The sequence below is a fragment of the Thermobispora bispora DSM 43833 genome (assembly GCF_000092645.1).
GTDB classification, from domain to species: Bacteria; Actinomycetota; Actinomycetes; order Streptosporangiales; family Streptosporangiaceae; genus Thermobispora; species Thermobispora bispora.
Map to the genome: position 1 here is coordinate 105,186 of NC_014165.1, position 12,813 is coordinate 117,998.

The 12,813-nt window shown below is 67.5% G+C and carries 9 protein-coding genes; 4 read left to right on the forward strand and 5 right to left on the reverse strand.

The features are described from left to right. Positions 1-1,926 precede the first annotated feature (1,926 nt). Positions 1,927-2,418 (forward strand): hypothetical protein, encoded by a 492-nt coding sequence (locus TBIS_RS18910; RefSeq protein WP_148231414.1) that lies wholly within the window; start codon positions 1,927-1,929, stop codon positions 2,416-2,418. A gap of 687 nt (positions 2,419-3,105) precedes the next feature. Here TBIS_RS18910 and TBIS_RS00480 read toward each other — a convergent pair. The 3 genes from TBIS_RS00480 to TBIS_RS00495 form a co-directional block, all read right to left on the reverse strand. Beyond that, complete coding sequence (locus TBIS_RS00480; protein ID WP_013130362.1) at positions 3,106-3,666, reverse strand: hypothetical protein; 561 nt, start codon at positions 3,664-3,666, stop codon at positions 3,106-3,108. A gap of 451 nt (positions 3,667-4,117) precedes the next feature. After that, positions 4,118-4,495, reverse strand: a complete 378-nt coding sequence (locus TBIS_RS00485; protein ID WP_013130363.1) for a hypothetical protein — start codon at positions 4,493-4,495, stop codon at positions 4,118-4,120. Between the two features lie 443 nt (positions 4,496-4,938). Then, entirely contained in the window at positions 4,939-5,610 is a 672-nt protein-coding gene (locus tag TBIS_RS00495) for a TetR/AcrR family transcriptional regulator (RefSeq protein ID WP_148231415.1), read from the reverse strand. Between the two features lie 574 nt (positions 5,611-6,184). Between TBIS_RS00495 and TBIS_RS00500 the strand changes: the two genes are divergently transcribed. From TBIS_RS00500 to TBIS_RS00510, 3 genes are all read left to right on the forward strand, one after another. Then, on the forward strand, positions 6,185-6,700 hold the full coding sequence (locus TBIS_RS00500; protein WP_013130365.1) for a DUF6232 family protein: 516 nt from the start codon (positions 6,185-6,187) through the stop codon (positions 6,698-6,700). Between the two features lie 1,294 nt (positions 6,701-7,994). After that, positions 7,995-10,022, forward strand: a complete 2,028-nt coding sequence (locus TBIS_RS17975; RefSeq protein ID WP_013130366.1) for a serine/threonine-protein kinase — start codon at positions 7,995-7,997, stop codon at positions 10,020-10,022. A gap of 398 nt (positions 10,023-10,420) precedes the next feature. Continuing rightward, positions 10,421-11,254, forward strand: a complete 834-nt coding sequence (locus tag TBIS_RS00510) for an MBL fold metallo-hydrolase (RefSeq protein WP_013130367.1) — start codon at positions 10,421-10,423, stop codon at positions 11,252-11,254. Between the two features lie 165 nt (positions 11,255-11,419). Here the strand turns inward: TBIS_RS00510 and TBIS_RS00515 are convergent, their stop codons facing one another. Further along, complete coding sequence (locus TBIS_RS00515; protein WP_013130368.1) at positions 11,420-12,295, reverse strand: NUDIX hydrolase; 876 nt, start codon at positions 12,293-12,295, stop codon at positions 11,420-11,422. A gap of 43 nt (positions 12,296-12,338) precedes the next feature. Then, positions 12,339-12,530 (reverse strand): hypothetical protein, encoded by a 192-nt coding sequence (locus tag TBIS_RS00520; protein WP_041431022.1) that lies wholly within the window; start codon positions 12,528-12,530, stop codon positions 12,339-12,341. Positions 12,531-12,813: the final 283 nt, after the last annotated feature.

Here is a 12,813-nt window from a genome sequence, read left to right on the forward strand (position 1 = left end):
GCCTCGGCGGGCGCGCCTCGTCCACAGGCGCGCGCAGCATTGTCGGCCTGGACATTGGGGCTCCGCCCCAAACCCCGGGGCCTCCGGCTCCGGGAAGCCCTCAAGATCATGAAGAAGCGTTCAGATTGTGCCCATGGGTGTGGGGGAGAGGCCCTGATCTTCCCGCCCGCCATCGACCCGGGCAAAGCCCAGCAGACCGGCTTCTACGGGTCAAGCCCGGCTGTGCAGGCAGGGCAACCGGCGCGCGTGGAAGGTCACGGGGGCAGGTACACGCGAAGCCGGGCTTGACCCTTCGTCACCGGCCTGCTGCCCCGGGGGCGGGTCGACGGCAGACGGGAAGATCAGAGATAGGTGCCGCACCTGGCGCGCGCATGCCGGGACCACTTGATGGCGTTCGCTTGGATCAGAGGATCATCCCCGCGTGCGTGGGGAGCACGAGTAGCTTTTCGGCTGTATAGGCGTCGATAGGGATCATCCCGGTAAATTGTGCGCAATGGTGGGTTGGTGGCGACCAGCCAGTCCGGGTTGGAGTGGACGTCGGCGTCTGTCTGCAGGTGCTGCAGGCATGTTGGTGAAGATGGCGTCGCCGGTGCGGAGCGCTTATCGGCCCTTGGGCGAGGTCGGCGCGTCGAAATTTTTGGCCACGTTGTACAACTAGATTCAACGTACGGACAACGGCCTGCTCCTCAGCCTCCCTGCCCACGGCACGCCAACCACGCAATCGTCGGTCATCCAGCTACGGGCGGCCGAAGACAAGGCGCAGCAACAGCCTACCTCGCCAGCCTCGAACGCGTCTGGGCGATCGCACGGCCGCTCGGTGATTCGAACGGCTCCGCGCACTGCTCATGATCGAAAGCAACTCTTCTTCCCGTCGTCAAGGGCGGCGCTCCGGGCCTCCACGCGGCCAATCGTCCGCTTGGCGGTCGGGTATACGGCCTGGGACCGGGGCCCTGCCGCCGACGGCTCCGGGTCGCGCTGGACGTACGCACCATCAGTGACCCTAAGGGAGGTTGCGGAACCCTTGCCGTTGCATTCATGCCGCCTTTACGATCTGCCATGCTGCGGCTGATCACCATGAGTGGTCAGGGGCGATTCGAGAGTTCATAAGGAACAGGGCCACGGTGAAAGGAGGTTGCGTTGGAAGCTCTAGGAGAGAATCGATCAATCTCGTTAGAGACCGACGAAATATCTACAATTTCCCAAGCCCTAAATCTGAAGTATGTGGCTACCGTTGATAATTTCCTGACCTTCGAGTCGATGGATACCGGAGTATTTCGTCGGCGAGAAGTCGCAATTCCTTTGAGTGTAGCATCTGCGATTCTTCAGGCCCTCAAGCGTGGAGCTCAGAGGATGGAGGACTGTGAGGGGTGGATTGATCCGCAAAGGGGATTCGCTGAATTTGAAATCCGGCAAGAGGGAATTGGTATGTTCAGGCGGGGGAATTTTGAAAAATTAAAGTTCGAGACTCGGCCCTGTATACATAGCCACGAGAATGATCCTCCATCAGTATACGACGAAGTCCGCAACATAATTTATCCAGTTATTAGGGTTACATCGAGCGATGGGACTACTTGTATTGAGATATCACCCAACTCTCCTCTTTGCACTCCGCTCCTACCTTTAGATGATGATGGCCGCCCAGCTCGGGTTCAGACTCTGAAGATCTTTCTTGCAGGACCGACTGAGAAGCTGGAGCTGCTACGAAGGTCTCGTGAGCTAGCGAATTCTTTTCTATTTGAGTTAAATGTGCGCCATGGGTCACACTATTCTCTACGTTCTAGGGTAGTGGGCCCCTCACGTCCTCGACGTGCTGTAAGGACTCATGACACAGTCAGATTTCCGAGAACGCGAGTCCCTAACAATGTTGCTACATTATTCTCTATTCCCAGTGAATTCGGAATACGTAACAATTATACATTAGCTTATTTGTCCTACTATCAGATCTTAGAGTATTATCTTCCTATTGTGCATAGGCGGGATACTATAGAAAGAGTACGCAGAATTCTACGGTCGTTAGATTTTGATGAAGAAGAAGATTTCTCTGTATTGCAGATAGTGACCTCCGTTGAGCGTTCGCATGGTGCAAGTGAGATTGATCAATTGCGAACGCTTATAGAAAAATGTGTACCTGAAAGTAAGTTGAAGGAATTTTTTTCGCTTGACCATAACGGCCATTTTGGTAAGCGTGGGCCGATATCTGGGGTTCCTGCTATCTATCCCACGAGCGGGGAGTCTTTAGCTTCTCAGGTGGCAAAGCGGATCTACAAGTTGCGCAATAGAATTGTGCACGCGAAAGATGATGCCCGCTATTCTGAATCCACGGTACTATTGCCGTTCAGTCATGAGGCAATGCAACTTTATCCCGACATAGAACTCCTGCGACTCCTGGCGATTGAGGTAATTGTAAGTAACCAATAGCTGTCACTTGCTAGCTGGACAGCTGCCGCAGGTCAGTCATGGGAACGCATGCCTTCCCGCTTCGTGGATCGATCACGTTGGGACAGCGGTGGTGACAGCGAGCTCAGCGCAACTGGCACACTATGGCGACCGTCGTAGCGCTATGCATGATACGGACCACGTGGTGGCCGATGTGCTGGAGGCCATGGAGATCCTGCACAACGGGATTGATCGTGGATTAGCGCGTTCCCCGCAGCGAGGGATATGTGCGGGATGATTTCTTATGCCAGCCCATCGCTTAGGGTTGAGCCGCAGATCAAGGCGGGGCGGATGGAGGGATCGTAGTGCTCTTGAAAACCGCTAGGCCGGGTGACCGGCCTCGTGGGTTCGAATCCCACGCTCTCCGCTCAGCCCGACGAAACGGCGTCTGACCTGCGGTTTCGCCCCGGTCAGGCGCCGTTGATCGTTTAGGGCGTGTGCAGCCGTAGGCCAGCATGGGCAATCATCGGCCGCTGGTCGCGGCATGATTCGCCTTTCAGGCGCGTCGGGCCATCTAGAGCCCGGTGCGAGGATCCATGGCGGTACAGAATTACGCGAGCCCTGAGTTCTGGCCCTAGAGAGCCGGAAAGCGCCCATCCGATTAGAGCTCGGTCGTTTTTTCGACGACGAGCGAGGGCTGCACTGTGGGCGCGATCCACTCCCCACCGTTCAGGCCTCGCCCTTGCCGGTGTCGAGGAAGTCCAGGACGTTGAACAACACCGTGCGGGTGATGGTCAGGCCGCGCAGGTCGGCCCCCTGGAGGATGAGGCCGAGGGCGAGGTCGATCGGATCGGTCTCAGTAAGGACCGAGATCTTTCTTCCGCCTCTAATCACACGCACCCGCACGAGCGGTTCCTGGTCGGCGCCGCGGAGCTCCTCGACGTTCCTCTTAATGGCGAGATAGCTGTAGCGCCGGTCGCCGAGCTTGATGTGCAGAGCGCGATCCTCTTTGCCTAGGGCGCGGCGGTTCTGGGTGAGCTCCGCCTGCTCATCGCCCACGACCAGGCATGACCGCTTGCCGAGGGGCACCAATCCTTCCCGGTCCATGTCCGGATCGGTCACCCACGCCTGCGGCAGTGTGGCCGATGACAGGTCCGCGCGTTTGGTGGTCCGACCGACCGTCACGGTCACTTCCCCGTACGGCCCGGCCTTCCCTGTCAGCGCCAGGTGGAAGTCGCGCTTCTCCTTCCGGCGCAGTCGCTTAAGGGTGAGATCGAACTCGAGGCTCATAAGGCAACACCTAGCGTGACATCACCTGAGCGGCGGCCTTCGGCCTTCCCGCCGACGCAAAGCACACCGGTCGTTGTCAGTCCTGCTGCCGACATGTCGCAGTCTCGCCGCATCACCGTGAAGGAGCACCATGCGCCCGTCGCGCCGAGATCATGACCCCGTCGCTGACACTAACGCCGCTGCCGGCCGGCTGATATGAGATCCGTCATTTTCGGGCGAGCGCTGCGCTGACCTCGTGCGAGCCGTGTCCCCGGTGACCGGGAGCCGAGGAATGATCTTCCAGCGATCCGCCCACTGGAGCCGCACTCCAGCGGCCACCGCAGCGCTACGCATGGGTCCCGGAGCCCGGGGCCTGCTCTCGCCGCCCCTGTCTTTGTCAACGTGCCGCCGCGTAGCGAGGTCACACTGGTCTCGCCTACGCCTGGGCCGACATCGAGCGGGCCGCTGCTGGTCAGGTACGTGTCAGCACGCGGGTCACGCCGGCGACGACGGCCGTGGCGAGCACCCACCCGAGCAGGATCAGCACCGATGCCACCCACTGGCCCAGGCCCTGGTGTTTGAACGCGCTCTCCTGGCCGAGGTTGATGATCGGCAACAGCACGTCGGCCGCGTACAGCACCGGGTGGTAGTGGGGATGCTCACCCGGCTTGATGGGCTCGGGACGGTGGTGGGCGAAGAAGACGCTCCCCGCGGCCAGCAGCGTGAGCATCCACAGCGCGGCTCGTCCCGGCCGGTAGCCGTAACCGACCATTCCGTCGAGCAGGTACCCGAACACCCTGGCGTACCAGGGGCGGGAGGCGCGGTAGTGGCGATGCTTGGCCAGCAGCACCCGCCGGGCAAGGTCCGCCTACCCGGCGCCCGCATCGCGTCATCTTGCGAGGGGCTTCGGCTTTCGGCCTTCGTCGAGCTCGTGCTCGCCGGTGCCGGCTATGGCCGCGCACCGTTCTGGGCGATCAGGCGGTCGGCCAGCAACCATACCGAGGTGAACGGGTTGCGGTCGGTCAGGCGCTTCCCGGCCTCGTGGTTCTCGGCGAGCCGCCGGGCGCGCCGCCGTGCGACGTCATAGTGCTGCAGGAGAGGGTCCGGGCGGAAGTCCTTGCCGTCGCGGCGGTAGCCGCAGCATGCCCCGTGCCTCTCCAGCAGTTCGCACGCCGCCCGCCGGTGCCGTGCCGGGCCTCGTGGCCACGCGGCCGACGTCGCCGTCCGGGGTCTCAGCGCATGCGGCGCATCCGGTGCCGCATGCTGGCTCGTGACGGGCGGACCGGCGTCGCTTCAGCGCGCCTGCGACGGGGGTTCGAGCCCGAGGAGGCGGATAAGGCCGCCGAACATGTCGTTGAAGAGCGGCTCGATGTCGTCGATGGCGAAGTCGAGGTGTTTGTTCACGGCCATGGTGAGCACGCCGTAGATCTGCCGCCAGCAGGTGATCATCAGGTAGACGACCCCGACGGGGAGGTCCGGGGTGATCGCGTCCCGGTAGGTCTTGAGCTGGTCGCGGAGCTCGGGGGCGATCTCCTCGTCCGCCGGGTACGTCAGCACGCCCTGCCGCCAGAGGCGGCCGAAGAGCCGGCCGTACATGCCGCCGAGCTCCTCCGAGATCAGCCGGGGGATCCTCTCGCCGGAGCCGGCGATCATGGGGTAGGTGGCGCCGAAGACCAGGTTGAACCCTTCCCGGTTGGCCACCGACCAGTCCAGCACGGCCTTGGTGCTGGCGTAGAGCTGGGCGGCGATGTCGTCCTCGTCCTGACGCTCCACCGCCTCCCGCACCTCACGCATCAGCTCTTCCGTGAGGTCTCGGTAGAGGGCCTGGATCAGGCCCTTCTTGCCGTCGTAGTAGCGGTACAGGGCGGGTGGGCTGACCCCTACCTTGCGGGCGACGGCGGTAAGCGTGAAGCCTTCGAGACCCTCGGCGGCGATCTCGCGGGCGGCGGCCATGACGTCCCGCATGAGCTGCTGGCGTAGCCTCTCCCGCCTGGTGACCCCAGCGGCATTTTCGGCCGCTTCGCTCACTCGCCCTCCCTGACCATAAACACCTCGTCTCAGCCGTCGGGGTCCACCTTATGCCGCTCTCTGACCCGTATGCCGGGAGAGGCGTATACCGATCTGGTTGAACCACTTGCGCTGAAGAGTAATTGCTGAGTTAATTGGCTTCACGGGCGCGTGACGCCCGGTACCGGAGCGCATCCGCAGGGGCCCCTTGGTGACGGCGCGGCAGGCGGCGGGGAGGCCGGCGAGCGCACCGCAGCCGCCTGGTCGAGCAGGCGATTCCTGCAGGTAGGGCCGAGGCCGACCGGTGGACGGCCATCGGCGGCGAGCCCGGCGTTCACCGGCGCGCGGATCCACTCGCTACGCCTGGTGGCGCCGTACGGGTGACCGAGATCGGGCACTTCCCCCGACCGTCGACGTGCCGATACCCGGCAAAAGACGCCGAACGTTTCATTCACTCCGCAGCGCGGTGACCGTTGCCGCTGAGGCTTGCGCAGCCTCATCCCTCGTCGAGCTCAGACCGAAAGGGGGGTCAATGGCGACCGGTTATTGGACAGTGCGTGTAAGAATTGATGACGGTTGGCTGTGGATAGGCAACGAGGCCTTCCCGTTACGCCATATATCCCACGTCGGACAGCGCACGCTCGAAGTGGACCGGCAGGCCGCCTGGCGGAGGTTCGGGAAACTCGCCGGGATCAGCCTGCTGCTCTTCGTCCCCTTGATAGCCATCGCGGGTGACGTCTTCACCATTGTGCTGCTCGCCGTGCTGACGGCGCTCCTGTGGTGGCTGCTGTCCCGGCTGCACAAGCCGGCGCTGTACGGGCTGGTCATCCACGTCGGGGGCACCCGCCGTGATGCCCTCTGGACCGCGGTGAAGAGCGAGCTCGACCACCTCGTGCGCGAGATCACCCGGGCGATCGGCCGGCCGGACGCCGTGAAGACGACTTTTTACGTCGAACACGCCGTCCAGGGGGATTACCTTCGGCGGTACGGGGCCGGAGGCCACGGCGAGCAGCAGCACTTGGGCTTGGCCGGCGGCACGGCGGGCTGATGAGCAACGGTGACCGCGAGATCCGTCATGGGCGTGCACGCATCGGCGAGCGGGTGCCCGGAGGCACCCGCGACCTCACCGGCGGCGGGCGGCGCTTCGGCGCGAACCCGCCGGCCTCGCCGGCGTCTGCGGCATCTCCGCCGCCCGCCGGGCAGGGGCCGGCGTCCGCTCCGGCAGCGCCGCGGCCCGCGAAGGGCCGGTGGCCGCCGGCGAGGGAGGCCGGCCGCTCGGACCGCTGGCCGGGTTCGGTGCGGCGCTGTCGGGCCTTCTGGGCTGCGTGGGTTTCCTGCACGGTCACTCGTGGTGATGGCCTCCCGCCGTCCTCGCCGTGACGCTGGGCGTCCTGGCGGCGATGCTCCGCTGGCTGCACTCGGGTTCTCCCTGAGCGCGGCCGGGCCCGGAAACGGCGGGTGACGCGCGGGGGCCGCCACCCGGCCATCCGGCGAATCGCCCCTTCGCCACTACCCTTCCGCCATTCACCTCGCGCGCCCCGGTCCTCCGGCGGCGGAGAACCGATCGGCGATCAAGCCGTGTTTATCCTCAGGCGCGGATTATGTGCCGAGGATTCCTGGCTTGTGCCGCAAGATCCGGTATTCCGGTCGCCGTCCGGGCCGGGGCGCGCGAGGTGATCTTCCCTGGTACGGCGGGGCGGGGGACGGCCACGGGGCGCCCGCCGGTGCGCACCCCGCGGTGCGGAACGCCCGATTTTCCGATTACCGCGACGGTCGTCTGGATATGCCGGCCGCTGCGCCCGGCCCATGGCCGGAGTAAGTTTTCCACCGTCGTAGGCGCGCAAGCCGGCCATAAGTCTCGATAACCGTCAAATAGCCTCCGCCGTTATCCCCAAGCGTTGGATAAAGCTGTGAATAAGAACGTGCCCTGTGGATAAAACCTTGGCGCATTCCGTTGCGCGGCCGCGCACCACCGCTCAGGGCCGGCTCCCCCGGCCGTCAGCCGGCCGGGGCGTCCCACCGTACCGTGCGATGACGCCCGTCCCGGCCGGTACGGCACGGCGCACGCCGAGCCGGGACAATCAAGATCACATTTGCCCCGCTGGAGATGATCAAGAAAGTGGCCGGTCCCAGCGTGCCGTGCGTTCCGGTCCGCCGCAATGCCGGGAATATGGCGGGCCGTACCGCGGCCGCCCGAGGAAATCTGCTCACGCTAGCACCGCGTCCCGGCCATCGGGAAATCACAACGGCCGACTGTAACCATTAGGACACCGAGTTCACTCTCCGCGGGGATTTGGCGGATTATGGTGATCGCCGCCTAATACCCACGGGAGAGGGGGGCAATGGCTACGGGTGAGGCGTCGCTAGGAAGTCAGTACGTCCTCCTGGACGAGATCGGCGCCGGTGCCATGGGCGCGGTCTGGCGTGCCCGGCACCGGGAGACGGGTGAGCTCGTGGCGGTGAAGCTGCTGCGGGACGGTCTCACCGGCGACCAGGAGCTCGTCATGCGCTTCGTCCAGGAGCGCAACGTCATGCGGTCCCTCCGCCACCCCAACATCGTCACGGTCCGCGACTTCGTCATCGAAGGCGACCGCCTCGCCATGGTGATGGACCTCGTCGAGGGCGGTAGCCTGCAGGCGCTGCTCCGGCGGCACGGCACACTGCCCCCGGCCGAGGCGGCGCGGATGATGGCCGAGGTCGCCGACGCGCTCGCCGCCGCGCACGCCGCCGGCGTGGTGCACCGCGACGTCAAACCGGCCAACATCCTGATCGAGCAGGCCACCGGGCGGGTCCGGCTCACCGACTTCGGCGTGGCCCGCATCGTGTACGGCCCGGGCCTCACCCAGAGCACCGCGATCATCGGCACGCCGATGTACCTGGCGCCGGAGACGGCGATGGGCGAGAAGCCCACGCCCGCGGTGGACGTGTACGCGATCGGCCTGATCCTCTACCAGCTCCTCGCCGGCCGGCCGCCGTTCATCGGCGACCACCCCGTGGCCCTGATCAAGCAGCACTCGTCCGCCGCGCCCCGGCGGCTGCCCGGGATGCCCGACGCCCTCTGGTCGCTCATCGCACGCTGCGCGGCGAAGAACCCGGCCGACCGCCCCACCGCCGCCCAGGTGGCCGCGGAGCTCCGCCGGGCGATGCCGGCGCTGGCCGGGCTGCCTCCGCTGCCCCCGGTTCCGTGGGACGCCGACCCGTCGATCACCTCCGAGCCTCTTCCGGCGTCCGCCGCCGGCCCGGCTCCCGCGGTCCAGCGGCCGGGCGGGGCGCCCGGGACCGGCCGGCCCGGCGGCATGCCCGGCGCCGCCGGGATGCCCGTTCCCCCCGGCACGGCCGACACCGCCCCCGGCGGGACCGGCGGCACGTTACCCAAGGGCGGCAAGCAGGCCGCGGGCGTTCCGGTCCCCGGCTTCATCGGGGTGCCGGGCGCGGGCGGCGGCACGGGCGCGGGTTCCGCCGGTGCCCCGGCCACCGGCTCCGGTGGTGCGGCGGGTACGGGCCCGGCCGGTGTCCTCGCCACCGGTTCCGGTGGTGTGCCGCAGGTGGGCTCCACCGGTGTCCCGGGGCTGCCGGGCGCCGCCTCGCGCTGGAGCGCCAAGAAGCGGTGGCTGCTCGCCGGGACGAGCACCGCGGCCGCCGGGGCCGTGGTGCTGTCGGTGGTCTTCTTCGCCCCGTGGCGGTCCGACGGCGAGGCGCACACCAGGGCCCTCGGCTCGGCGTCCCCGGGCGCGCTGGCCACGGCGATGGACTCCGCCTCCGCCTACCCGGACGACGGTGACCGCGACCCGGTGCCCACCCCGGCGTGGGAGGACCAGGCACGGCGGTCGCCGTCCCCGAAGGCGACCACCGCCCGGCCGTCCCCGAGCCTGACCGAGGTCCCCCGGCCCGTGGTGCCGCCGCCGACCACGCAGCCCCGGCAGACCACGGCCCCGCGGCCGCAGCAGTCGAAGACCGCCCAGCCGCGGAAGACCAGGGTCGTCCAGCCGGAGCCGAAGGCCACCACGGTCAAGGCCGATGAGCCTCCGCCGTCGCTGAACTGGCAGTGCCGGTCCTGGTTCGACACGGGCCAGGGCGTGCAGATGTCCCCGTGCATGGCGATGGTGGGCGACACCTTCTACCTCCTGGGCCGGGTCCAAGGGTCCAGCGCCGCGAAGTGGGACATCCTCGTCGGCCTGTTCGACTCCGACAACGACGTCTTCGTCTCCAAGACCTTCACCTGCCTGAACGGCACCGCGCCGTACGAGTGCGGGCCGTTCACGGTCAAGGTCCCGCGCAAGGGAGTCAAGACCGACGTCCGCCAGCGCTGGCGCAAGTCGGGCACCCCCTCCTTCGGCGGCGGCGTGGAGAGCCCGTGGATCCTCTGGTGATGGGCCGGCACCGCCGCGGGTGAGCCCTCCCATTCCGGTCCGGCCTGGCGGCGCCGTTCCTCACCCGTGCCGGGAGTCCACGCCGTCCCGCCCCGGTTCGGAGGGCAGCGCCGCTCCACGCTGAGCCGGGAGGGCGACGCCGTCCCGTGCCCTGCGGAGCGAGAGCCGTACCACCACGGTCCTGGGAGACCCGCGGTCCGAGCCGGTCACCCGCGGCACGGGCACTCCGCCGCGGGCCGGGCGGGCGCACGAGGCCGCGATCAGGCGTGCCGTCGCCAGCGTGGGTATACGCCTGCTGAGAGGGTGCGGTGCACCCGCACCGTGTGGGTGATCGAACGCCGCTGACCGACCCCGGAAAGAAGCGCAGATCGAGCCCGACGCGGAGAGGGGGGAGCGGCATGCCCGAGTCCACGGACGCCAGCGTGTACTTCATCGGCAACGCCACGACGATCATCCGGTGCAACGGGTTCACCCTGCTGACCGACCCGAACTTCCTCCACCGCGGCCAGCAGGCGCGGCTCGGCTGGGGCATCCGCACCCGCCGCCGCACCGAGCCCGCGATGAGCGTGGCGGACCTGCCCCCGGTGGACCTCGTCGTGCTCTCGCACCTGCACGGCGACCACTGGGACGAGATCGCCGAGCGGGGCCTCGACCCGTACGTGCCGATCGTCACCACCCCGCACGCGGCGGACGTGCTCCGCGGCCGCGGGTTCGGCAACGCGATCGGCCTGGAGACCTGGCAGACCTACCAGGTGCACCGGAACTCGGGCGTGCTCTCCATCACCGCGGTGCCGGCGCGGCACGCGCCCGGCCCGCTGGACCGGCTGCTGCCGCCGGTCATGGGCAGCGTGCTCGACTTCTGCCGTGGCGACGACCTCGACCTGCGCCTGCACATCAGCGGGGACACGGTCCTCGACCCCTGCCTCGCCGAGATCCCGCGCCGGTTCCCGGAGATCGACGCCGCGATCGTCCACCTGGGCGGCACGCGGATCTTCCGGGTCCTGGTGTCGATGGACGGCGTGCAGGGGGCCGAGTGGCTGCAGCTGATCAAGCCGGAGGTCGCCCTGCCGGTGCACTACGACGACTACGAGGCGTTCACCTCGCCGCTCAGCGAGTTCCAGCACCATGTGCGCCGGCTCGGGCTCACCCACGCGGTGCACTACCTCATGCGCGGTGAGACCTGCCGGCTGCCGCTGCGCACCCGGCCGCGCCCGGTCGCGCGGCCCAGGTGATCCGGTACGGCACGGCCGGGAGGCCCAAGCGCCGGCCGAACGGGGACACGCTCCGGCAGATCGGGGACAAGCGCCGGCAGCGGAGGGGAAAGCGGTGGCCGGCCGGTGAAGATCACGGCGAGGCCGCGGGCACGGCGGGGCCGGCCTGCCGTACCGGGCCGGACCTCAGAGCTGGTTGAGCAGCCAGCGGGGACCGGCGACGAGCGCGCCGAGCGCGGTGACCCGTTCCCGGAGCGCGCGGTCCGCGGTGACCACGAGCACCCGCTCCCAGGGCTTGCGCTCGCGGACCGCCTGGACGATCGCGTCGTCCCCGCTGCCGTTCGCGACCACCACGCTGAGGTTCGTGCCGTGCGCCTCGGGGTCGGCGGCCACGGCGGCCGCGCCTTCGAGCACCACGACGATGCGGGGGAACCAGCGGGCCAGTTCGGGGAGGCCGTCGGGTGTCTCGCGCAGCCCTTCGGTGGCGAGCGGCTGCACCTCGTTGAGCAGCCGGTTGGCGGCGCGCGCCCGGTCCTTCCACCACAGCTCCTCGGGGCGGGAGCCGATGATGTTCGCCACGTCGAGGACGAGGACGAGCGGGCTGAGCGCGGGCCGCAGCTTCGGCCACGAGTCGGCGAACCCCGGGTGGAGCGGCTTCGAGGCGACCTCGTCGGCGGCCACCCAGCGCAGGTCGACGCTCTCGCCGTTCGCCGGGGCCGCGTCGAGCATGCCCGCCGCCTCGGCGATCACCGTCTGGAAGGACCAGCCGCCGTGGTCGTCGACGTAGATGCCCTGGACCCGGAAGAGGTCGGTGGAGAGCACCGTCTCCTCGCGTACCTCGCGCAACGCTCCGGATATCGCGTCCTCATGGCTGTCGAGCGCGCCGCCGGGCAGGGCCCAGGTGCCCCCGTGGTGGGTCCACCAGGAGCGCTTCTGCAATAAGACGTACGGCATGCCGTCGAGTGTGTGGTGGACGGCGAGCAGGCCGGTCGCCCCGTGGATGCCCCAGTGCTGATGACCACGCGCGCACAGCGCCCAACCGTCGCCGTCCTTCGCCGCCATGACCTCATCCTGCACTCATCCGGCGCCGTCATCCAGATATGGATCACCACTCGGCGAGCGGTCTATGCACCCCTGCGGCGAGGTCGTAGAGGATCGCTCCATCCGCGAGCCGGATCACCTGGATCTGCGTGGCGAGCCCGATGTCCCTGAGCCGGAGGGCGGCTTCCTGCGCCAGGGCGCTGAAGTGGTAGCGGTCGGCCGCCGGCGCCTCCGGGCCCGGGCGAATCGAGCGCACTTCGAAACGGTCCGGTGGCCAAACCGGAGGGAGCGGATCAAGGTGCAGCCAGCCAGACATGTTTCTCCTGTCGCGCTTTTCGAGATAAGGAGTCGGCCTGGAAGAAGGGTAGCCGTGGCGGTGCCGTGATGGTGCCGTTGACCGATTGTTATGTACCGGTAAGCGATCCGGCTGTGGCAAGGACGGGGTACCCGTTACGGTGAGGTGCTGTTCACTCTGATTCCCCTCGTCACAGGAGAATCAGGATGTCATATGCCGACACGCCCGCTTCCTGCCGGCCGGA